The 22,270-nt window shown below is 63.7% G+C and carries 22 protein-coding genes and 1 pseudogene; 14 read left to right on the top strand and 9 right to left on the bottom strand.

Features of this window, described 5'->3' with window-relative positions; translation table 11 throughout:
• The first annotated feature begins 1 nt into the window (after window position 1).
• From J2R78_RS42660 to J2R78_RS42640, 5 genes are all read left to right on the top strand, one after another.
• A complete protein-coding gene (locus tag J2R78_RS42660; RefSeq protein WP_253610152.1) occupies window positions 2–1,681 on the top strand; it encodes a ParB N-terminal domain-containing protein in 1,680 nt (559 codons plus the stop codon).
• Between the two features lie 119 nt (window positions 1,682–1,800).
• Complete coding sequence (locus tag J2R78_RS42655; RefSeq protein WP_253610611.1) at window positions 1,801–2,688, top strand: DUF7007 domain-containing protein; 888 nt, start codon at window positions 1,801–1,803, stop codon at window positions 2,686–2,688.
• Window positions 2,685–3,080, top strand: a complete 396-nt coding sequence (locus J2R78_RS42650) for a hypothetical protein (protein WP_253610153.1) — start codon at window positions 2,685–2,687, stop codon at window positions 3,078–3,080. The genes J2R78_RS42655 and J2R78_RS42650 overlap by 4 nt, the downstream gene beginning before the upstream one ends.
• An 11-nt stretch (window positions 3,081–3,091) precedes the next feature.
• Window positions 3,092–3,346, top strand: coding sequence for a hypothetical protein (locus tag J2R78_RS42645; protein WP_253610154.1), 255 nt, complete (start codon window positions 3,092–3,094; stop codon window positions 3,344–3,346).
• Between the two features lie 418 nt (window positions 3,347–3,764).
• Window positions 3,765–4,352 carry a hypothetical protein gene (locus J2R78_RS42640; protein WP_253610155.1) on the top strand — a complete coding sequence of 196 codons (588 nt, stop codon included), beginning with the start codon at window positions 3,765–3,767 and terminating at the stop codon, window positions 4,350–4,352.
• Window positions 4,353–4,461: 109 nt separating this feature from the next.
• On the opposite strand, the pseudogene J2R78_RS42635 reads toward J2R78_RS42640, so the two are convergent.
• Window positions 4,462–5,928, bottom strand: a pseudogene (locus tag J2R78_RS42635) (replicative DNA helicase).
• Window positions 5,929–6,440: 512 nt separating this feature from the next.
• Between J2R78_RS42635 and J2R78_RS42630 the strand changes: the two are divergent.
• The 3 genes from J2R78_RS42630 to J2R78_RS42620 all read left to right on the top strand — a co-directional run bounded on the left by J2R78_RS42630 (window position 6,441) and on the right by J2R78_RS42620 (window position 8,860).
• The gene (locus tag J2R78_RS42630) at window positions 6,441–7,367 is read left to right on the top strand and encodes an ArdC family protein (protein ID WP_253610156.1); all 927 of its coding nucleotides are present in this window, start codon (window positions 6,441–6,443) and stop codon (window positions 7,365–7,367) included.
• 973 nt (window positions 7,368–8,340) lie between these two features.
• Window positions 8,341–8,649 carry a DUF736 domain-containing protein gene (locus J2R78_RS42625; RefSeq protein ID WP_253610157.1) on the top strand — a complete coding sequence of 103 codons (309 nt, stop codon included), beginning with the start codon at window positions 8,341–8,343 and terminating at the stop codon, window positions 8,647–8,649.
• 64 nt (window positions 8,650–8,713) lie between these two features.
• Window positions 8,714–8,860, top strand: coding sequence for a hypothetical protein (locus tag J2R78_RS42620; protein WP_253610158.1), 147 nt, complete (start codon window positions 8,714–8,716; stop codon window positions 8,858–8,860).
• Window positions 8,861–8,895: 35 nt separating this feature from the next.
• On the opposite strand, the gene J2R78_RS42615 is transcribed toward J2R78_RS42620, so the two are convergent.
• From J2R78_RS42615 to traC, 5 genes are all read right to left on the bottom strand, one after another.
• The gene (locus J2R78_RS42615; protein ID WP_253610159.1) at window positions 8,896–9,186 is read right to left on the bottom strand and encodes an HU family DNA-binding protein; all 291 of its coding nucleotides are present in this window, start codon (window positions 9,184–9,186) and stop codon (window positions 8,896–8,898) included.
• 107 nt (window positions 9,187–9,293) lie between these two features.
• Entirely contained in the window at window positions 9,294–9,554 is a 261-nt protein-coding gene (locus J2R78_RS42610) for a WGR domain-containing protein (protein ID WP_253610160.1), read from the bottom strand.
• A gap of 766 nt (window positions 9,555–10,320) precedes the next feature.
• Complete coding sequence (gene traG, locus J2R78_RS42600; RefSeq protein WP_253610161.1) at window positions 10,321–12,243, bottom strand: Ti-type conjugative transfer system protein TraG; 1,923 nt, start codon at window positions 12,241–12,243, stop codon at window positions 10,321–10,323.
• Window positions 12,230–12,445, bottom strand: a complete 216-nt coding sequence (gene traD / locus J2R78_RS42595) for a type IV conjugative transfer system coupling protein TraD (protein ID WP_253610162.1) — start codon at window positions 12,443–12,445, stop codon at window positions 12,230–12,232. The genes traG and traD overlap by 14 nt, the downstream gene beginning before the upstream one ends.
• Window positions 12,446–12,449: 4 nt before the next feature.
• Window positions 12,450–12,710: a conjugal transfer protein TraC gene (gene traC / locus J2R78_RS42590; RefSeq protein ID WP_253610163.1), complete on the bottom strand. Its 261-nt coding sequence runs from the start codon at window positions 12,708–12,710 to the stop codon at window positions 12,450–12,452.
• A gap of 248 nt (window positions 12,711–12,958) precedes the next feature.
• Here traC and traA point away from each other — a divergent pair, with 248 nt between their 5' ends.
• From traA to J2R78_RS42565, 5 genes are all read left to right on the top strand, one after another.
• On the top strand, window positions 12,959–16,267 hold the full coding sequence (gene traA, locus J2R78_RS42585; protein ID WP_253610164.1) for a Ti-type conjugative transfer relaxase TraA: 3,309 nt from the start codon (window positions 12,959–12,961) through the stop codon (window positions 16,265–16,267).
• Entirely contained in the window at window positions 16,264–16,797 is a 534-nt protein-coding gene (traF, locus tag J2R78_RS42580; protein ID WP_375167155.1) for a conjugative transfer signal peptidase TraF, read from the top strand. The genes traA and traF overlap by 4 nt, the downstream gene beginning before the upstream one ends.
• A complete protein-coding gene (locus tag J2R78_RS42575) occupies window positions 16,718–17,953 on the top strand; it encodes a conjugal transfer protein TraB (RefSeq protein WP_256559075.1) in 1,236 nt (411 codons plus the stop codon). The genes traF and J2R78_RS42575 overlap by 80 nt, the downstream gene beginning before the upstream one ends.
• Window positions 17,954–17,964: 11 nt before the next feature.
• Window positions 17,965–18,582, top strand: coding sequence for a TraH family protein (locus J2R78_RS42570; protein ID WP_253610167.1), 618 nt, complete (start codon window positions 17,965–17,967; stop codon window positions 18,580–18,582).
• Window positions 18,583–19,139: 557 nt separating this feature from the next.
• Window positions 19,140–20,082, top strand: a protein-coding gene (locus J2R78_RS42565; protein ID WP_141343507.1) for an IS630 family transposase whose coding sequence is annotated in 2 segments (ribosomal slippage) — window positions 19,140–19,478 and window positions 19,480–20,082 — 942 coding nt in all. Because the reading frame shifts where the segments join, the coding sequence is not laid out codon by codon here.
• Here the strand turns inward: J2R78_RS42565 and J2R78_RS45520 are convergent.
• Window positions 20,052–20,504: a hypothetical protein gene (locus tag J2R78_RS45520; RefSeq protein WP_375167154.1), complete on the bottom strand. Its 453-nt coding sequence runs from the start codon at window positions 20,502–20,504 to the stop codon at window positions 20,052–20,054. The genes J2R78_RS42565 and J2R78_RS45520 overlap by 31 nt on opposite strands.
• Window positions 20,505–21,041: 537 nt before the next feature.
• Between J2R78_RS45520 and J2R78_RS42560 the strand changes: the two genes are divergently transcribed.
• Window positions 21,042–21,317, top strand: coding sequence for a hypothetical protein (locus J2R78_RS42560; RefSeq protein WP_253610168.1), 276 nt, complete (start codon window positions 21,042–21,044; stop codon window positions 21,315–21,317).
• Between the two features lie 77 nt (window positions 21,318–21,394).
• Here J2R78_RS42560 and J2R78_RS42555 read toward each other — a convergent pair whose 3' ends face one another.
• Both J2R78_RS42555 and J2R78_RS42550 read right to left on the bottom strand, forming a co-directional pair.
• Window positions 21,395–21,769 carry a type II toxin-antitoxin system HigA family antitoxin gene (locus J2R78_RS42555; RefSeq protein WP_253610169.1) on the bottom strand — a complete coding sequence of 125 codons (375 nt, stop codon included), beginning with the start codon at window positions 21,767–21,769 and terminating at the stop codon, window positions 21,395–21,397.
• Window positions 21,769–22,080 carry a type II toxin-antitoxin system HigB family toxin gene (locus J2R78_RS42550; RefSeq protein ID WP_253610170.1) on the bottom strand — a complete coding sequence of 104 codons (312 nt, stop codon included), beginning with the start codon at window positions 22,078–22,080 and terminating at the stop codon, window positions 21,769–21,771. The genes J2R78_RS42555 and J2R78_RS42550 overlap by 1 nt, the downstream gene beginning before the upstream one ends.
• Window positions 22,081–22,270: the final 190 nt, after the last annotated feature.

Genomic DNA, 22,270 nt, shown 5'->3' with positions numbered 1-22,270 from the left:
CATGCAGCTCATGAAGATCGATCCGCGCGCGCTGAAGGAGAACCGCGACCGTCTGCGCCAGACCAAATCCACCCCGCAGGCCGACGCGCTGCTGCTGGCCACGATCAAGGCCGTCGGCATCGTGCAGCCGCCCCTCATCACGCCGGAAGGCGCCGGCGGCAATGGCTTTGTCATCAATGCCGGGCATCGTCGCGTGAAGCAGGCGATCGCGGCGGGACTCACCGAAATCGATGTGCTCGTTGACGAGCCGGCAAACGATAACGGCGCCATGCGTTCGATGGTCGAGAGCATCGCTGTCGAGCCGCTCAACCCGGTTGACCAATGGCGCTCGATCGAACGCCTTGTCGCGCTTGGTTGGACCGAGGAGGCGATCGGCGTCGCGCTGGCGCTTTCGGTTCGTCAGATCAGGAAGTTGCGCCTGCTCGCCAATGTCCTGCCGGCCATGCTCGACCACATGGCCAAGGGCGATATGCCGAACGAGCAGCAGCTTCGCACCATCGCCGCCGCGTCGCTCGACGAACAGAAGGAGGTCTGGAAGAAGCACAAGCCATCGAAGGCGGACCCACAGGTGGCTTGGTGGAGTGTCGCCCAGAGCCTGCAGAAGACGCGCATGTATGCCCGCCACGCCAGCTTCGGCGACGAGCTCGCGCAAGCTTACGGAATCCAGTGGGTCGAGGACCTGTTTGCTCCGGCCGACGAGGACAGCCGCTACACCACTGATGTCGAAGCCTTTCTCGGCGCGCAGCACGAGTGGATGGCGAATAACCTGCCAAAGAAGGGCGTCATCGCCGAGACCACGAACTGGGGCGAGGTGAAGCTCCCGCCGAAGGCCGAGCGGGTCCACGGTAAGCCGACCAAGTCCGATTGCGCTGCCATGTATCTCGACCGCGAGGGTCGTGTGCAGACGGTGCATTACCGCATGCCCGAAGCGAAGAAGCCGAAGAGCAGGGCCGCATCCGGTTCGGACATCGAATCGGACGACACCGGTGCGATGCCGAAATCCCGTCCCGATGTGACGCGCAAGGGTATCGAGATGATCGGCGATTACCGGACCGACGCGCTGCGCGAAGCGCTCGACCGCGCACCGATCGAGGACGACACGTTGATGGCGCTGCTACTCCTTGCCTTCGCCGGCCAGAACGTCTCCGTCACGTTGGGAGGCGGCGGTTTCCATAACGGTCATAGCCGTCTGGCGATGCACACGGCGGTGTTGTTCGACAGCGACGGCAAGCTCGCCTTCGACCTGGACACGCTGCGCGTTGCAGCGCGCGCCATGCTCATCGACGTGCTCTCGTGCCGCGAGAACGCCACCAACAGCGGCATCGTTGCTCGTATTGCCGGCGCGACGATCGGCGCGGACGAGTTCCTGCCGAATATGGGCACCGAGGACTTTTTCTCGTGCCTGTCGCGCCCCGCGTTGGACGCATCGTGCAAGGACACGCCGGTCCTTCCGCGCCAGCGTGCGAAGGACACCCGCGCCGCGCTCGCCGAGCACTTCAAGGACGGACGCTTCGTCCACTCCGCGGCGCTCTTCGCACCGGACCCGACGAAGCTTTCGGAATGGCTGTCGTCCAGCACGACGGTCGCGGATGACGCTGACGAGGTGCATGAGGACAATGCGGGCATCGCCGATGACCCGACCGAGGATGACGCCGAGGCGGTCAGGGAGGCGGCTGAATAACAGCCGGCCGCCTTGTTCCGAACCGTCTGCCGCCGCCGGCCAAGCCGGCGGCGGTCCGCACATCCGAAAAACCGGAGGACACGATGTCCGCGCATGTCACCGAGGGACAGGACCGCAGCATGAATGCGTCATCTCCCACACGCCAGAACCAAACCGTGCCTGAATTTCCTGAAGTCGCTTTCGGCCGCGGCGCTGACGGCCTTCTCGTCGCACTTGTCGGCGAGACGGCTTTCGCGATGGCGCCCGGCCGCGACGACCGGCATTATCTCGCCACCGCCTGGCGCATTCCTCGATCAATGGACAAATGGAAGCGTAGCGATTTCTACGGCCATTCCGGCGAGCTCGCCGACGAGGCGGCATTCCGCGCCGCCGTGCTCGAGAACGCCAAGCATCAGCGCGAGCACAAGATGCTTGGCCGCGTCGAGGTGTATTCGCGTGTCCACACGCCCTGGGGAGCCTCGCAGGGCGCGACCGTCTATGCCGAAGGCGTTGAACGACACTCGACGGCCGGACATGGAGGCTTCAAGCTCTCGGCCGAGGAAAACCGCAAGGTCCATCCCGCGCTGCGATCGACGGGCGGTTGGTATGAGGAGGATTCGGAATGGGCGATCGTCGCGATCACCTTTCCGCATCTCTTCACCACGTTCGAGCGCCGCTGCGCCGAACGCACGATCAAGGATTCATGGCCTGATGCCTGGGAGACGATCTTCGGCACCGTGCTCGTACCGGGAGAGTCCTACGAGAAGGATCGCCGCAGCTTCGAGCTGGCACATGCCAACGACTGGATCGTGATCTCGGCGGTCACTTCAAGTCGCTGCGAAGGCTTCGTGGAGTGCGTTGCAACGCCCGGCGGCAGGCGCGGTGCTGGAACGGAGGAGCGGCGCTTCCTGGTTCCATCCGCCGAATATGAGGTCAGACGCTTTGGCTTCGTCATCGATCCGAACCGGCACCAGGTCTATGGCGGGCCATCGGACTTCGTCGGCTGGCAGCCCGGGAGGGCAACATGAGCCCATCCGCGGATCGGCTGGCGCCCCTTCACCGCATGCAGGAGGCGCGGCGGGAGATTCAGCGCCAGCTCGACTTGATCAACCGGCAGATCACGCGGCGGATGACGGCGCTGATCCCGCAGCTGAAGCCGACACGCGCCAGTTATCGGTCGGGCAGGGCGCCGGACCCGAGTGCCTTCCTCGAGCGGTATCGCTCGCATCTTTCGGCAATCACGGCGGAACGCCAACTGGAGATCGACGCACTGTCCCGCAAGCTCGCGCGGCAGGATGCGGCCATCGCGGCGTTCTGCACACGTAGCGGACTTTCCACTGACCGGCTCGACGATTTGGGCGGACATGCTGTCGACCCGTGCCATCGCGGCCGTCTTGTGCTGCGATCGCGCGGGCCGTAGGTGGTGCGACCATGAATGACGCCACGCGCGCGGCGTTCGAACGCCTGCTCCACATCGCGAGGTGCGACATCGGCCGGTTGCGTCATGTCGCGAACTTCATCCTGGGGGTCCTGGAGACTCGGCGGATTCGACCTGTCCGAATCTTCGCCGTGGATCATGATATCGCCCGCGACATGGCAACGATCATCGGTGGTCTCGTCGAATTTTTAGTCAGGAATGTCCAAAAGGCCTTCCGCGCCGAGATAGCGAAGCTCATCAAGCTCTGACGGCCGGAGGTCTGGGCAAAGGTCCATCGAGGTGGCCGCGCGCGTCGCTCTCGACCTGGGGCGACGAATGGGATCGCGCCAGGTCATGGAGGTCCCTACCTCCTGTTCTCCTCTTCATCGTTCCAGTCCGCCGGATCTCCCCTCGGGTTTGTTGCGCTCGTAAACCGGCGTCCGGTCACTTCCAGGTCGCTGTCGCGCCGCGTTGCGGCCGGGGTCACCGCCGATCTCGGCAAAGCGGGTCCGCTTGCTGCGCGAGGGCCTGAAGGCCCCGCTGGCGCGCAAACCCGCTCCGCTCGATCTGGCGGTCCGGACCCGGAAGCGCCCGTCATCCCGCCGGTTTTTTCCGATCGCACCCGAAGGGAGGACCGGCAGGAGCCGGCCCAAGCCTTCCGGGAGAACCGAAGGAAAGGACGTTCCCATGACCAAGACCGCTCGCACTCCCCGCCAGCCCGCCAAGGTCGTCCAGCTCCGCAAGAGCGCCAACCTCGAAATGGTCCGGCTCGCCTGCCCGGACGCCACCCAGGCCACCCTCATCTCCGAGAGCTTCGGCCTTCCCATCCTCGACAGCGATGGCATCCGCCATCTCCACGAGCGCCTGATCGTCGAGACCGCCGATGCCCTCAACGGAGGCCTCGGCGAGCGGGCGATGCAGATCCACCTTCAGCGCATCGTCGGCGCCTATGTCGGCTCCGCACATGGGGCCGGCCAGTTCTATTCCCGCGCGGTGACGGAAGCCCGCGACGCCACGGCCAAGGCCGCCAATGACGCCCGCGACGAGGACCTCGACGGTCCGGTCGGCTTCGACAGCACCGCGCAGCGCAAGCGGGAATTCGCCGCCGACATGGCGCTGCAGTCGCACGCGCTGCGGATGGCGGCCGAAGGCGCCGTTGCAGCCTACGAGCAGGTCGTCGGCGAGGCCTGGAAGCCCTTTGAACGCCCGGTTGAGAACCTCGGTCAGACCGTCGACCGCAAAGCGGCCACGCTCCAGATGGCAGCGTTCGGCTGACTACCCAGGCGGGGCTTCGGCCCCGCCAATTATCTCTCGTCGCCGACATGACAAAGGCCGCTCCGAACGAGCGGCCTTTGTCATGTCGCGTGCTCTTGCACCGAATTGTTCATCCCCGATCATCCGCCAGATCGGCGAAGCGCGTGAACTCGCCCTGGAACGACAACATCACCGTGCCAGTGGGCCCGTGACGCTATTTGCCGATAATGATCTCCGCCTTGCCGTGTGCCGCCGCTAGATCGGCCTCCCATGTCAGATGCTCCTCAGTGCCCGGCCTCGGCTCCTTGTTCTTCAGGTAATACTCTTCACGAAACACAAACAACACGACGTCCGCATCCTGCTCGATCGAACCCGATTCTCGCAGGTCCGACAGCTGCGGCCGCTTCTCCTCCCGGTTCTCGACCAGACGGGAGAGTTGCGAGAGTGCGATGATAGGCACGTTGAGTTCCTTGGCCAGCGCCTTCAGGCCCGTCGTGATCTCGGTGAGCTCTTGGACGCGGTTCTGCGCAGCGCGCTGTGTCCGGCCTTGCATCAGTTGAAGATAGTCGATCACGATCAGATCGAGCCCGCGCTGCCGCTTCAAACGCCTTGCGCGCGCCGCCACCTGGCCAATGCTCAAGCCGCCGGTCTGGTCGATATAGAGCGGGGTGCGCCGCATCCCATCGCGGCGGTCGACAAGCCGCTCGAACTGCCGTTCATCGATGACGCCGCGACGAATGCTTGATGACGATACCTCCGCTTGCTCGGATATGACGCGCGTGGCGAGTTGCTCCGACGACATCTCGAGCGAGAAAAACGCCACGATCCCGCCGGCAGCAGCCTTCCGGGAGCCGTCGTCTGCCGCAGCAGGCTGATATGAACTTGCGACATTGTAGGTGACAATGGTCGCAAGCGCCGTCTTACCCATACCCGGGCGACCAGCGAGGATGATGAGATCGGATGGCTGCAAGCCGCCCATCCTCGCATCGAGGTCCCTGAGTCCGGTCGGCAAGCCCGAGAGTTTACCGGCGCTCTGATACGCTTGCGCCGCGCGGTCGATGGCATGGGAGAGCGCCGAATCGAAGGTCTCGAATCCTCCGCCGAACCGTCCGGTCTCGGCGACGTCATATTGCTCGGCCCGTTCGATGAGCTCCGCCGGCGGGGAATCGATGGCCACGCCGAAGGCTGCACTGCGCATGTCGTCTACGACATTTATGATCTCGCGCCGTAGCGCGAGATCATAAATCGTGCGCCCGTAGTCGGCTGCGTTGACGATCGTGGTCGCTTCCGCAGCGAGACGGGCGAGATATTGGGATGGCGACAACCCGGCGATATCCAGATCGGCGGGAAGAAAGGTCTTGATAGTGATCGGGGTGACCGTCTTGTTCACACTGATCAACCCGCTTGCGATCTCGTAAATCGTGCCGTGAAGCGGCTCGAAGAAGTGGTCCGGCCTCAGGAAGTCGGACACATGATAAAATGCGGCATTGTTGATCAGGATTGCTCCGAGCAACGCCTGTTCGGCCTCGATGTTGTGCGGCATCGCGCGATATTGCTCGATCTCCGCCAGTTCGAGTCTGTGTGCCGCTTGAGCCATGGATCCCTGCGCCAATCGAAATCAGCGACACATCCGAATCGCGCGTGCCGCCGCGCAAGGCTATCTTTTGTCCCCGTCGTTCGCACCAGGAAGCGACACGCCAAATCTTTGGCGCCCCGGAAAGAATCGCTTGTGATGAGCCGAATCGCAGAATTGCGAAGGTTTATCGGCACCGCCCGGAACGTAGGCTCAGCGGAAACAGCTCCTGCGTTGTCGTTCGACGAATCGAACAGCCATCGCGCCGCCGGCTTCGTGTCCTCCACACGCAACAAGATAGAGACCGTCTCTGATGGGGGAAGGAAGCAAGGCCAGAGGCGGACAGGAAGGGAAGTCTCTGCGCCCTTCGCGGCCGTCCCGGCTCTCAGTCCTGCCGGGGCCGGCGCCCGGCGCAGCGGCTTCGCCGCCCTCCACTTCGTTCCGGCCCGAGGGTGCGCCGTCCTCCTGAATTCCCCGGCAACGGACCGCCGTGACGGCCGCGAAGGGCGCGGCCTCTGAAACGGAGGCTCTGGAAAATGAATAGGAATAAGGAAAACGGACGCGCTGACGTCTATGCGCGAATTACTGAACGTATCGTCGCCGATCTGCAAAAGGGTGTGCGGCCCTGGGTGCAGCCCTGGTGCAGCGGCAATGCCAAGGGCAGGATCACCCGTCCGCTGCGCCATAACGGCGAGCCGTACACGGGGATGAACGTCCTGTTGTTGTGGTCGGAGGGGTTGGCGCGCGGCTTCACGTCGCCGATCTGGATGACGTTCAAGCAGTCGATCGAACTCGGCGGCCATGTCCGCAAGGGCGAGACGAGCTCGACGGTGATCTATGCAAGCCGGTTCACCAAAACTGAGACGGACGATCACGGCGGCGAGGTCGAACGGGACATCCCTTTTCTCAAGGCCTACAACGTGTTCAACGTCGAGCAGGTCGACGGTCTGCCGGAACACTATTATCACCGGCCGACGCCAGTACTCGATCCAGTCGCTCGGATCGAGCAGGCCGATCGCTTCTTTGCCAACACCGGCTCCGTGGTCCGGCATGGCGGATCGCGGGCGTTCTATTCGCCGTCGACCGATCACGTGCAGATGCCGATATTCGAGAGCTTCCGCGATGCAGCGTCATACGTGGCGGTCCTGAGTCATGAGCATATTCACTGGACTGCGGATTCTCGTCGCGTTGGTCGCGATCTCAACCGCTACGCGAAGGATCGCAGCGACAGGGCGAGGGAAGAACTCGTCGCGGAAATAGGCTCCGCGCTGGTCTGCGCCGATCTCGGCATCGTTCCCGAGCTTGAGCCAAGGCCCGATCACGCCGCTTACTTGGCAAGCTGGTTGACCGTTCTTTCCAACGACAGGCGAGCTATCTTCACCGCCGCCGCCCATGCGCAGCGGGCCGTTGCCTATCTCCACAGCTTGCAGCCCCAGAACGATCGCAAGCAGGATGCAGCCTGATGTCGCGCGCTTGACTCGTTGAGGGGAGGGCACTCAGCCCTCCCCGACCCGTGTTCGCCAATGCGCGCTGGGATCCTAGCGCCGTTTACGAGCCTCTGCGCGATGGCCCCGCACGTCCTGCCGTTCCCCTCCCACAGCGTTTCGGGCGCCGACCTTCGCCCAAATACGATACTTGCAGGGAAGGACGCCGTCGGGCATCGATCGCCGCTTTCATGCGGCAGCATCCGCGGAACGAAACGTCGCCTCATGCTCCATGCTCTACCCGTTGAGTGGGAGCGCAGTACGTTCTCTCCCGCAATCCGCGGCCTGCTTGATCACCTGATGATGCGGTGCGCACGCCGCTCTGCCCCGTCCGATCGCCAAGGTGAAGACCCGCCTTGCGGCGAATCCCTCTGGCGGATGTCATTTGCGCTTGCGGTCGGACCTGATTGCCGGCCTTGCCGCACCCGCCGACGATCATGCGGATGGATTCGGCGCGGCGAAAGCGGCGTCCAGCACACGGGAACGTCGGCGTCTCGTTGTCGATCTTTGCGGCGGCGACCTCGACAGGAGTCCCGAGATTGCAGAGATCAGCGGTCTCGTTGCCTCGGGGAACACGCTATAACGCCGACCTGGTTGAGAACGGTTGCGTCTCGATGTGCTGCGCTCGTTGCCTCGTGATGCGGTGGGCCAAAGGCGCCTGTCTTCATTCCATGTGCGTTCACGACGGGCACGCCCATCTGCGTCCTCGATAGAGGCTGGTCTGACCGAAGGCCGATCCCGCTTCGCGGGCTCTCGATCTTGTCCCCGCAACGTCCGTCGTCGACTTTCTTCCCCTGGCGCTGCGCGCCATTCCTCGCGGTTCAAGAAAGTCGCTCCCGGCCGCCCTCCACTTTGTTTCGGCCCTTCGGGTGCAGGTCGATCGCCTCCGGTCTCACGACCGCCATCGAGGTCGCGATAGGCGCGGCCCGAGAACACCAAAAGGAATGAGACAATGGCTACCATCGGCACCTTCACCTCCACGGGCAACGGTTTCTCCGGCGCCATCAAGACCCTGAACCTCAACGTCAAGGCCAAGCTGGCCCGCGTCGAGAACCCCTCCGACAAGGGACCCCACTTCCGCATCTACTCGGGCAATGTCGAGCTGGGCGCCGCCTGGCAGAAGGTCTCCAACGAGGGCCGCGACTACCTCTCGATCAAGCTGGACGACCCGAGCTTCCCCGCTCCGATCTACGCCACCCTGATCGAGGTGGAGGGCGAGGATGGCCTGCAGCTGATCTGGTCCCGGCCGAACCGGGACTGAGGCTCACGCCAGAGGGCTCCGCCGCAAGGCGGGGCCTTCTTCCTTATCAATCGGAGACATGCTCATGACCGTCGACGTCATCGAGGAACTGCGCGCCGAGTTGCGGCAATGCCTATTCACTCCCGCTGAGCGCAAGGCGCTCGAAGCCGAACTGGCCGACCTCATCCGGCAACGCAACGAAGCGCTCGCGCTTGAGGATGAGGGGGCTTAAGCCCCCTCATCTACCGACTGACGGTGCAACCGCCGCTAGGGCCGCGATCCTCCGTTGAGCGCGTCCTTGATGGCCTTGGCTGGCGTGAAGGTCAGCTTCCTGGACGCTGCGATCGCGATCGTTGCGCCGGTCGACGGATTACGGCCCTCGCGGGCAGGGGTATCCTTGATCTTGAACTTGCCAAAGCCGGCGATACTCGTCTCCGCCCCGCCCGCGGCTGCATCGGCGATAGCCTTGAATACGCTGTCGACGATGGCTTTCCCCTGTGTCTTTGTCAGGCTGTTCTCGGCGGCGATTTTATCGGCGATTTCATTCGCGGTGGCCATGGAACCGGCTCCATCTTGCTGTGATTTTCTCCCGTCTGACATGAAGGGCGCCGGACGGGTAGGGCCGATATCGCGGGCAGAGCCACAATCCCCGGAAAACTGACGAACTATCGGACCTTCTCCTCCACAGCAGCGTATCCGCGCCTGCGCTTGGCGCGCTCCAGCCGTTCGAATGCGTCTCCCGCTTCGTCGCTGCCATCAAACGTCTGCACCATCGTCTGGCCATTCGTGCCGATCCGGCCCCAGTTCCGGATCAACGATATTCCCCCGAACAAGGTCGGCTGAATGGACAGCACATAGAACCGCCGCATATTGCGCGCGGCATCGATGCGGCGAAGATGAACCGGCCCTGGCTCGGGTTTCAGCATGGACGGATTCTGGCTTCCTTCGGAAGTGACGTCCAATGACTTCTATGAATCGATCAAGGGGTTCGATTCATTTTCTTAATACATCAATCACCTCGAAGGGACGCCGCGCTCGATCCCATGGTCGCGTGAACCCTACCGTCGCCGGGTCTCACCGATAGAGGATCCCTCGCGCGTCACGGTGCGCAGCTCGCGACCGTACCGGTCTTCGTCCCTGACGCCAGTCACGAGCGAGAATGCTCCCCGACCACGCAGATTACACGACACCCATTACCGCACACGGGGAATGTCTCCGCCAGCATGTCCCTGTGCAGCACGGTGATCGCGAACATCAGCCGATCGGATAGTCCGTTGTGGGCAAAAGCCGGGCACGCACCCAACCCCCTGAATGAGACGGCCCCAGCGAGCACAGATCTCATGGGTCGCCCTCGACGGTGACTCTGCCTCCTTTTTGGGAACCGCTTCAGCTGCGAGCTGTCGCTTCCGTTCAATGCGGACGTCTACCCTGACGGTCGTCTTGAGCGGATATGCCGATCGATGGGTCACGGTCGCTTGGCTAGCCCGCGGTGCTTCTGTCTAGGAAAAACACTTGGGCGAGCCCCCTTCGGGGGACGGCTCTAGTCGCGCCGCCAAGGCGGCGCTCCCGGAGCCCGCAGGCGGTCTCCGCCCATTCGGGTGACGATCCTCACGCAGGCCGAGCCTTGCCGGATCGATCGGCCGTCTCGAGGAATGGTCCTCGCGCACCTTGCCGACCTGTCCACGACGTCGGTCATCGCGCATCACGTTGACCCTGGAAGCGGTTCGTCCCGACGCAGGCGCTCATGTCGGCGCGTCGGAACCAGATTGCCCGGCCGCAGCGCAGCGGCGCATTGCCGGGTGTGAAGACGATCTGCTCATCGCTGCGCATTTGCGTGATCTCGTGCGGCAGGATCAGCGGACGTCGTGACAATTGGCGCGATCGGGTGCGCGACGACCCCGACGCTTGCGAACTGTGGCTGATCTGGCTCACCTCGACCGTGGTGTCACCGCAGCGGCGCGAGATGTAGTCGGCCGTCTCCGGATCGTTGATCGCACTGAACGACATCCATGACGCCGACTCAAACCATTTCGAGGCGGCATCGCGTCCGCCATAGGCTTCCCGCATCTGTCCGATCGATTGGAACAGCAGGAGCAGGGTGATGCCGTATTTGCGTCCGGCGTCGCGCGCGGTTTCGAGGATGCGCATGAAGCCAAGCCGCGCGACCTCGTCCAGCAGGAACAGGGTCCGTCCCGATACCTCGCCGCCGCGATTGTAGATCGCATTCATCAGCGCCCCAATGATCAACCGCGCCAGGCCGGGATGGTTCTCCAGCGTCTTCAGGTCGAGATTGATGAACACATCCATCATTCCCGCCGCGAGCTCGTCGGTCGAGAAACTGCTTCCCGAGACCAGCGCCGCGTAGTTTTCATAGGACAGCCAGTGCGTCTCCTTCACCGCATTGGCATAGACGCCGCTGAAGGTTTCTGGCGTCATGTTGACGAAGGCGGCGACGTTCTCCTTCACGAATTTCGACTGCGAGTTGTCGTAGATCGCCTGCAGCCGTTCGCGCAGCTTCGGCTCCGGCTCCGACAGGTTTGCGCGCACCTGGCGCAGATGCTGATCCTTCTTTTCCGTATGACCAGACAGGCACACATCCGCGATCAGCGCCGTCAGCAATTGCAAGGCCGAGGCGCGGAAGAAATCGTCGCGCACCGAGTGGGCGCGCGGCGCGTCGGTCGTGATCCACGACGCGACTGACGCGATGTCTTCCTCCTTGGTGCCGCCGAACCGGCCGATCCAATCCAGCGCGTTGAACCCGACCTCAGCCACATGGGAGTCCAGCACGAAGACGTCGCGCCCGGCCCGCCGGCGATGCTCGATCACCATTGGCGCCACCTCGTTGGAAGGGTCGAGCGCGACGAGCGCGCCGCCCCATTTCAGCGCGGTCGGAATGGTCACCGAGGTCGTCTTGAAGCCGCCCGATCCGGCGAAGACGATGCCATGCGTCGAGCCCCAGGTGGCCTCGAAGCACAGAAGCGGGGCGCGCCCACCTGCGCCCCAGCTGGCGCGCGCTGGGGCACTGAAGGCCTGGTCCCCAACGGCGTCATTGTCGACGCGATAACGTTCGCCGACAACGATGCCGCCGGCCTCCGGAAACAATCGTGCCGCTTCGACGAGGGTCATCCATTGCGCATCGCCGTGGATCGCCCGCTGGCCCAAGACCCGGCGCGGCGCAGCCGCGGCGAACGCGGCATTACCCATCAAAGCCACACGCAGGGCGAACAGTCCGCATCCGGCAACGGCGAGCCCGCCGATGAGCGTGGCGGGGTCGACATAGGCAAGGACCGACCCGTCCCGCACACGAGCTGAGAGAACGAACAGGCGGCTCGCTTCCAACCACACCGCGAATGCGATAATCGCCGCTGCGGCCGTTGTGGCACTCCAGCCGGCGGCCCGCACGGTGAGCGCGCCGGCGCTGGCGAACAGGACGATGATGCCGATGGCCGCAGCCCCGAGATAGGGCAGGGCGATCCCGCACCTGCCCAGCATCAGCGTCGCTGCCGGCGTCCGACCGAAATCCGCGAGCCATTGCTCGTGCCCGCGCAGTGCGATCAGCGCACCGATCATGAGCGCGAACGGGACGATGGCGAGGGCGACCCTATTTGCGTTCATTGCCGAATGCCTTTGCTCCGATCGCGCTCAGGCGCTCTCGCTCGACGTCGCTCGCGCGCACCCGGCCCGCGGCGTCGACCAGCATGCCGAGCAACAGCGCGCGCTTCTCGTAGCGCAGCCCGGCCTTCACGATTAGGCCGCCGAGCTCGATCTTCTCCCGTGTGTCCTTCTTGCGGGCGTTATTGGCATCGGAGCGGCGCATGCGTTCAGCCCTGTTCAGCCAAGCCCGAAAACGCGCCAGGCGGGACGGCCGTGGCCGCCTCGGCGGGTCGGCTCCCGCCTTTGCGAAACCGGCCCGCGATCTCCTCGAACGCAGACAGCAACGCGCCTTCCTCGATTTCGATCTCTCCCATCCCGGCCTTGAGCGCGATGCGGCCGATGCGCTCGGCCTCCCGCGTCTCAGCCTGCTTCAGCTGGTCCTGGAGCCGTGCGATTTCGTCCCTGATTTGCCGCGAGGGCTTTTTCATTCCGGAAGACCTTTCCCATCGAACTGCGCGAAGCGCGTGACAAGAAAGCCAGGGAGAGCGCGAAGCGCGACCCGGGTAATTAACGGGGTCGGCGAAGCCGACGCTTTGGAAGATCATCCCGCCGTTCCGAAGGAGCGGCTTCCAAGGGCGCAGTAATACGTCGCTGACGCGACGTCCTGCTTCCCGCCTCGAGTAGGCGGCCGGTTCCGACGAACAGCATGTTCACTCGTTTCGGGATCGCTCCAGCCGTGGCCATCACCCATTTCACGCCCCAGCTCATCGGACGCGGCGATGGCCGCAGCGCCGTGCTGGCTGCCGCCTACCGGCATTGCGCGAAGATGGAATTCGAGGCCGAGGGCCGAACCGTCGACTATTCCAACAAGGGCGGGATGATCCACGAGGAATTTCAGGTTCCGCCGAACGCGCCCGCCTGGCTTCGGACGATGATCGCCGATCGCTCCATCGCGGGTGCGTCGGAGGCCTTCTGGAACAAGGTCGAGGCCTTCGAAAAGCGCGCGGATGCGCAGTTCGCCAAGGAGTTCATCATCGCGCTTCCTGTCGAACTGACGACCGAGCAGAACATCGCGCTGATGCGCCAGTTCGTGGCGGAACAGGTGCTGTCGCGCGGACAGGTCGCGGACTGGGTCTATCATGACGAGCCGGGCAATCCGCATGTCCACCTCATGACGACGCTGCGGCCTCTCACTGAGGATGGATTCGGGCCAAAGCGGGTCGCGGTTATCGGTGAGGACGGGCAGCCGCTGCGTATGAAGTCCGGCAAGATCGTCTACCGGCTTTGGGCCGGCGAGAAACAGGAGTTCCTCGAGCAACGCAACGGCTGGCTCGAGTTGCAGAACCAGCATCTCGCCCTGAACGGTCACGAGATTCGGGTCGATGGGCGGTCCTACGCCGAGCGCGGGATCGATATCGCGCCGACCACCCATATCGGCGTTGCGGCGAAGGCCATCCAGCGCCGGGCGGAGCGCGAGGGGCGCGATCCCGACCTCGAACGGCTGCGCGTCTTCGAGGAGAACCGCGCCGAAACTCTCAGGCGAATCCAGCGCCGTCCGGAGATCGTGCTCGACATGATTTCGCGGGAAAAGAGCGTGTTCGATGAGCGGGATGTCGGCAAGCTCCTGCATCGCTATGTCGACGATGTTGGAACCTTCCAGCAGTTGATGGCGCGGGTGCTGCAAAGCCCGGATGCGCTGCGGCTGGAAAGCGAGACCATCGACTTCGCCACCGGCGCGCGGGTACCGGCGAAATACGCGACACGCGAGCTGATCCGGCTCGAAGCGGAGATGGCGCGGCGCGCGATTCACCTCTCTGGCAGGGCGGATTTCGCGGTGAATGCACCAATCATCGCCGCCGTGTCCGCGCGGCACGCCAACCTCTCGGCCGAGCAGCGCACCGCCATCGAGCATCTGGCGTCCGGAGGGAGGATCGCGGCGGTTGTCGGCCGTGCTGGGGCGGGCAAGACCACGATGATGCGGGGCGCGCGCGAGGTGTGGGAGGCCGCAGGCTACCGGGTCGTTGGCGCCGCCTTGGCCGGCAAGGCGGCCGAGGGATTGGAGAAGGAGGCGGGCATCGAATCCCGCACGCTGGCCTCGTGGGAGTTGCGTTGGAAGAACGGGCGCGATGGCCTCGATGATAGAACGGTTTTTGTTCTGGACGAGGCCGGCATGGTCGCGTCCCGGCAGATGGCGCTGTTCGTCGAAACAGCATCAAAGGCAGGAGCGAAGCTCGTCCTGGTCGGCGATCCCGAGCAGCTCCAGCCGATCGAAGCGGGGGCGGCGTTCCGCGCGATCGTCGAGCGCATCGGCTATGCCGAACTCGAAACGATCTATCGCCAGCGCCAGCAATGGATGCGTGACGCCTCGCTCGATCTTGCCCGTGGCCGGACGGCGCAGGCCTTGTCCGCCTATGGTCACCATGGACGTCTGTTCGGCTCGGAGTTGAAGGCACAGGCGATCGACAATCTGATCGCCGATTGGAATCGCGACTACGATCCGTCCAAGTCGACATTGATCCTGGCGCATCTGCGCCGCGACGTCCGCGGGCTGAACGAAATGGCGCGGGCTAAACTCGTCGAGCGCGGTCTGGTCGAAGCAGGATATGCCTTCCGGACCGAGGATGGCGAGCGCAGGTTTGCGCCGGGCGACCAGATCGTCTTCCTGAAGAACGAGGGCTCGCTCGGCGTCAAGAACGGCATGATCGGCAAGGTCGTGGACGCCGAGCCGGAGCGCCTGGTCGCCGAGATCGGTGAGGGCGAGGGCCGCCGCCGCGTCGAGGTCGATCAGCGCTTCTATCGCAATGTCGACCACGGCTATGCGACGACCGTGCATAAGGCGCAAGGAGCGACGGTCGACCGGGTCAAGGCGCTGGCAACGCTGTCCCTCGACAAGCACCTGACTTATGTCGCGCTAACCCGCCATCGCGAGGATGTGGCGCTCTACTACGGCCGGCGTTCGTTCCAGAGGGCAGGCGGCCTGATCCCGATCCTGTCGCAGCGCCGGGCGAAGGAAACTACGCTCGATTACGAACGCGGCAGTCTCTATCGCGATGCGCTGCGTTTCGCCGCGAACCGCGGACTGCACATCGTCAAGGTGGCGCGCACGCTCTTGAACGACCGCCTGCGCTGGACGGTTCGTCAGAAGCTGCGCCTTGCCGACGTCGGCCGTCGATTGCGCGCGCTCGGCGAAAAACTAGGCCTCATCGACAGCCGCAAACCCATCATCAGCACCGCACACAAGGAGGAGAAGCCCATGGTCGCCGCCGTGACGACGTTCCCGAAATCCCTCATCGACACCGTCGAGGACAGGATCCTCGCCGATCCCGCCATCAAGCAGCAGTGGGAGCAAGTCTCCACTCGCTTCCGCCTGGTCTTTGTCAATCCCGAGCGCGCGTTCCGCGCGACGAACTTCGACGCCGTGCTGAAGGACTCCGCCGCGGCGACTTCGACGCTCGCCCTGCTCGCCTCGAGCCCGGACTCATTCGGGGCGCTGCGCGGCAAGACCGGCCTGCTGGCGGGCAAGGCCGACAAACAGGAGCGCCAGCGCGCCGAGGCCAATGTGCCGGCGCTCAAGCGCGACATCGAGCGTTACTTGCGTCTTCGGGCCGAGGCCGAGCACAAGCATGAAGCCGAGGAACGCGCGACCCGGCAGCGTGTTGGGATCGACATCCCCGCCTTGTCACGCGACGCGCGTCGCGTACTCGAGCGCGTGCGCGATGCCATCGACCGCAACGACCTGCCCAGCGCGCTCGAATTCGCGCTCGCAGATCGGATGGTGAAAGCGGAAATCGACGGCTTCAACAAGGCTGTCGCAGAGCGTTTTGGCGATCGCACATTCCTGCCGAACGCGGCCGGAGAGGCGAAGGGGCAGGCCTTCGAGAAGGCGGCGGCCGGCATGGATCCAGCGCGTCGCGACCAGCTCACGGAAGCCTGGCCTGCGATGCGTGCGGCACAGCAACTCGCCGCCCAGGAGCGTGCCGCGCAGGCCCTCAAGCAGGCCGAGGCACAGCGTCTGACCGAAAGCCCGGGGCAGACCCTGAAATGAGCATTCGGCACCTCCCCTTGCTGATCCTGGCGGCGGGCGCCGGACTCGTCGCTGCCTTCACGGGCGCTGGCTGGTGCGCCGGACTGCGCATCAACATGACGCCGAGCTATCCGCGGGGGCTCTGGCGGATCGAGCCGCTGGATCGTGAGGCCGCCGTCGGCGATCTCGTCTTCATCTGTCCGCCGGACACGGCCGAGTTCGAGCGCGCCTTTGCGCGCGGCTACCTCCGGCGCGGACTTTGCGCCGGGGGCTTAAGCCCCCTCATCAAGACCGTCGCCGCTATCGGCGGCCAACGCCTCGATGTGGCTGATCACGTCTCGATCGACGGCCGTCCGCTCCCCGATTCCGATGTCCGGCATACCGACGCCGCCGGCCGTCCTCTCGCGCCGTTTGCCGGTGGCGTCATTCCCGCCGGCGAGCTCTATCTCCACTCCGACTTCGCAGGCTCCTATGATTCCCGCTACTTTGGCCCGATCCCGTCATCGGGCATTCTCGGCCTCGCCCGGCCGGTCCTCGCCATCGGCCCATAGCCCCTGGCGCGGCGCGGCGATGGCCGGCGCCGCGGCTGCAGTCGGGGCTGCTGCCTGGTGCGGTCACCCACTCGCTCTGCCGCTCGCCTGCGCCTTCCCGACGCTTTGGGCGCTCGCGCCGTCGCGGTTGATCTCAGCGGCAGTGAGCGCGGCCTATTTCCTTGCGGCTTCGCGCGGGCTGCCGCTCGGCGTCGTCAATTTCTACGATACAGATTTCGGTGTCGGCATCGCCTTGTGGATCGGCGCGGCGGCGATCTTCACCCTGGTCCACGCCGGGCTGTGGCAAAGGCGGCCGGGTTGGGAGAGGGCGCTTTGGTTCGGGCTCGGGGCGATCTTGATGAGCCTGCCGCCTTTCGGGGTCGTCGGATGGGCGCAGCCGATCACGGCGGCCGGCATTTTGTTTCCCGGATGGGGATGGTGGGGACTGGGCGCGACCGCAGCCATCCTGCTCACCATGACGACCGGCAAGTGGCCCATCGCGGCGATCGTCGCGGCCAGCTTCTGGGCCTGGTCGGCCGCGCACTGGACCCGGCCGTCGCAACCAGACGGATGGGCTGGCCTCGATACGAGGCTTGGGAGTGCGCTCGGCCGGGCTCCCGACCTCGATCAATCCAAGGCGCTTCTCCAGCGCGTGCGCGAGGCTGGCGCCGCCGGAGCGCGCGTTGTCGTGCTTCCCGAGAGCGCGGCCGGGCCGTGGACGCCGACCACGAGCGGCTTCTGGACGGACGGCCTTCGCGGCACCGACGTCGCGGTGATCGCCGGCGCGGCGATCGTCGATCGTGAAGGCTATGAGAACGCCATGGTGGAGATCGCCGCCGGCCGCGCACGCCAGCTCTATGGCGAACGAATGCCGGTGCCGGTCTCGATGTGGCAACCTTGGCTCGCATGGACGGGGCAGGGCGGAGGCGCCAGAGCCACGTTCTTCGGCAGCCCCATCGTGGAGTCGGCCGGCCGGCGCGTCGCGCCGCTGATCTGCTACGAGCAGTTACTCGTCTGGCCCGTCCTGCAGTCGATGCTCCATTCGCCCGACCTGCTTGTCGCGATCGGTAACGATTGGTGGACCGCCGGCACCAACGTCCTCGCGATTCAGAGAGCGAGCACACAGGCCTGGGCGCGCCTGTTCGCCCTGCCGCTCGTGCTCTCGTTCAACACCTGAAGGGGTTCATCATGATCGATGCCGCCACCATTCATCAATGTGCCGATCCGGGTCTGAAGCCTGCGATCATCGAGAAGTTCATCGGCGCGGTCGGATCGCCCGATCCGCTCGCCGTCACCATCCGCGCCGGAAACCGCGTCATCCTCGTGGCACCGCCCAAGACGCCAGATGACGCCATGGAGTTGGTCCGCCGTTACGTCGGTCAGGCTATGGTCCGGGTCGGCGTAACCCAATATCCGGCCGGACTCGGCATCAACGATGTCGCCGAACTCAAACCAGATCTGGTCGATGCCTGTGCCAATCTCAGGATGGGAACCGCACTCTTCGGCAAAGTCTATCGCATCGTTACGAAGTGGTATGGCGGACCGGTCGACGAGGCGTTCGGCGATGCCATCGACGCCTGGAAGACCGGTTATTTCGACGGGCGGTATATATTCGACGAGCCCGATCCCGGCAGCCTGCCAGCCCGCAAGCCTCAGCCCGACTCTGGGGACGAGCCCGTGGACGGGAATGACGCGGCGAGGTCCGCGAGCGGTCCGGTCAATGGGACCCCGCAGGAGCCGGACAATCCAAACAAGGCGGGCATCCGGATCGATCTGAGCGGCATTGGTGTCAGCAAACCGAAATAGGCCGACCTCCGGACGCGACGATCGGGGGCTGGACAGCCAGGCCCGGTGTAGGGGAGCTGCAAAGCAGCGTTATCGCCCGTCAGCTCCGTAATGCTCAGATGCAGGCGCTCGGCGATCCAGCCAACTCTGTTCCGGCGCGGGGGACTCTTTTCCGATGCTCATCTGCATGTGTCGCACGCCGTCAATCATCCGGCTCGCCTTTCATCTCGGTCGGCTGTTGGCCGGCTCAGACTGAGCCGGTTTGATTGAATTCGCCATATTCTCTACGGCTGGCGTCAGGCCCCCGATCGATCTATAAGGAATCACAGGGCAGTACGCACTGCCCGGAGGTGTGGAAACCTCTGTCTAGCGGTTGGTGCCGGCCGAGACGGCATCAGGATCCTCTGACCTATTGGCCGGGGGCCTGTGACGTATGTCCAGGTGCCTCGGTGCTAAAGGTCGCAGGACTGTCTAGCTAGAGCGGTTTCCAGTTGAGGTGAATCGGAACAGTCAAAGGGGATTCCCACGGGCACGCAAATCAGATTCGGTGTTGCCCGCGACAACATGCGGGGCATGCGATGGCGAAGGGATACTCCAAGGACCTCAGGGTGCGTGCGGTTGAGCTTGTTGAGTCCGGCGAAAGCGCACGTGAGGCTGCGCGCATTCTCAATCTCGGCGCTTCGACTACGATCCGATGGATGGATCGTTGGAGGAAGACCGGAAACGTTGAGGCCAAGCCCGGCACCGGGCACAGCCGCTCGCCGTTGGAGCAGCACAAGCAGTGGCTGATCGAGCTGATCGCCGCGGAGCCGGACCTGACGCTCGAGGAGATCCGCGCGCGTCTGCGCTCTCAGAGAAAGCAAAAGGCCGGCATCGGTTCGATCTGGCGTTTCTTCGACCGTCACAGCATCACCTTCAAAAAAAACACTGCACGCCGCCGAGCAGGATCGACCTGACGTCGCTGCCGAGCGTGCCGCGCTGAAAGCCGAGCAGCCCAAGCTGCGTGCACCGCGCCTCATCTTTATCGACGAGACTGCGGTCACGACGAAGATGGTCCGGCACTATGGGCGCTCTCCTCGCGGTGAGCGCCTCGTCTCTGGCGTGCCCCATGGTCACTGGAAGACGCTGACGCTTGTCGCCGCGCTGCGCATCGATGGCCTCACGGCGCCCTATGTCATCGACGGTGCAATGGATGGGCCCTCGTTCCTGGCTTATGTCGAGCAAGTCCTGGCGCCGACCTTGCGCAAGGGCGACATCGTCTTCATGGACAACTTGCGCACTCACAAGATCGCCGGTGTCCGCGAGGCGATCGAGGCTGTCGGCGCCCGCGTGCGTTATCTGCCGGCCTACTCGCCCGACCTCAATCCGATCGAACAGGCCTTCTCCCGGTTGAAAGCTGCGCTGCGCAAAGGCGCCACCCGCACGGTCCAAGCCCTGCTCAAACTCATCGGCAAACTCGTCAAGTCGTTTGCGCCGCAGATGTGTGCCAACTACTTTAGGCATGCTGGATACACCAGATGATCCACATCATGTGGAAAATGCTCTAGTGCGTGCAGTTTCGCCCATGGAATCGTGACTCCGTGTACCCAAAGAAGCCCGAGTCTACCTAGATTCCTGTCGACGAGGTACTTGTTAAGGATCAATGCCTCAGCGTCTTTGTCTACAAAGGTCCTTAGCGAGAGTGACGGCGAGACGGATTTTGATACCAAGACTTCTGCTGGGTATTCGCCGGAGCCATCTTTTGGGTTCAAGTAGCTGTTTAGAATTTCCAACAATTGATCGACCGAATTTACGATCGTCGCCCAACGTAGGGGCATCGGTTCCCGACCGATTTGAAGCGTATAGGCTAGATCAGCCAAATTCGTTTGAGGATTCTGGCTCAAGAAACGGTGCAATTGGTAAGCTCTAACGTGGAGCCCCTTCGTCGCGTGCGCCGAAAGCACGACTAGTTGCGATTCCACAGGGCGTGCGGACTGCTCGGTCTTTGCTAGGTACGTTGGCGATTCTTCGACGATTACACGATTACACACCCGTAGTAACCCATCATGCCGCTCGAACTTATTAGAGCGCGTAGCGGCACTTCTTGCTTATATCCGTCAAGCATAGAAGGGTTCGTCCATTTTTCATTCTCAGTCTGCAATTTGAAGGGGGAGCCATTAAGATCAATGTTTGGGTTGATCTTCTCGGTCTTGATGATACGCCAACGCGGAAATCGGCAACGAAAAGGATGATCCGGTAGTCTCAGGGGCGTGACCGTCAAGTGGGGTGGGGCCGGTTGACATTGCGCCCACGTACACTCCCACAGGACAATCCAAGTTCGGCTGCAGGGCTTGCCGTGATCCAACAGACCGCTCTCCCTGCGAAGCAGGTCGGTCGCCCCCTTAGCCGGCAAGCGATGGATCAGGCGACGCAGCCGCCCGCAAAATCGCTAACAGCCCGGGAGGCCATTCGATCTGCCCCGCCGTCCAGAACGCGTACGCGTGACCGCGAACTGGACCATGGCCGTTGAGCGGAAAGTGACACGTCCGCCGCGCCGGCCGGCGGCGGCGCGGCGAAGAAATCTGGACAAGGAGGCCGACTGGTCGGTCGAGCTCGCGATCGACCGCGCCCTTCGCGTAACCGATGCCGAGGTCCAGGTACTGGAGGCGTATCTGGGCAGACATCTGGATGGACTGTTTGAGGGGACTCATCGACCGCAAGGCGACATCGCCAAGCCCGATGAGCCGATAAACTCACCGATACGGAGGCGGGGATGATGCCAATGGGAAACGCGACGTCCCATCAAGCCGGCGCACGCTCTGCTTCGGCAAAGCGCGCCCGCTTCCCTGTCCCCCTAGGCCGCGACACTCTCGCTTGCCGAAATCAACACATCTGCCGGAATATGGAAACGCTCCCGCAGGCGCTTCACCATCGTCATGCTCAATTCGCGCTTGCCGGACATGACTTCACTGACGCGGCTCGCAGTCCCCAGAAGCGGCACAAGATCAGCACGCGTCAAACCATGTTGTTCCACAAGATAGGTCAGCAAATCAGGCAGTGGCGGCGCTTTGCGCGGCCAGCGCGCACGCTCATACGCCTCGATAAGGCGCACCTGCGCCACCATGCGCGCACGATCGGCGGTCTCGCTCGATTGCATCAATTTGCCGACAAGCGCCTTGGCCGCCTCATGATCGGCCTGGTTCTGGATAATGATCAAAGTTGCCTTCATCACACCGTCTCCACATCCACCCTGTCATACTCTTCATGACTGCCGAAAAAGCGGATCATCAACACGCCATCACGATATTGCACCAGGGCGATGAGCCGATAGTCATTGGCCTTGATGTTGAATACCACGTGTCCGCCTTTCAGAATGCTTGCCTTGGGGTGCGAACGCTTCACGTCCTGCGGCGTCCGCCACTCCGAAGCTTCCGCAATCGCCAACCACGCCCTGTATTGAGCGCGCGCCGCATCGATGCCCCGATGACCGGACCGTTCGGCGAAATATCGTTCAACAATGTCCGTGCCGATCACCAGCATGAGCGAATACTAGCGCAGACTTCCCAAAAATGGAAGAAGGCGTTTCCATTTTTGGGAAAAATATGTAAGAATAGTATGGCCGCTGAGCGGATGATGCTCGATGGTCAGCATGACTACCCAGGACGGCGATGCTTCCACTCGCGGAAAACAAACAAATCCGTCGGAATTGTCAGGCGTTGATGTATTCATT

It is taken from the genome of Bradyrhizobium sp. USDA 4538 (assembly GCF_024171045.1).
Classification (GTDB): Bacteria; Pseudomonadota; Alphaproteobacteria; order Rhizobiales; family Xanthobacteraceae; genus Bradyrhizobium; species Bradyrhizobium australafricanum.
This window is presented reverse-complemented; position numbering and strand designations above follow the sequence as displayed.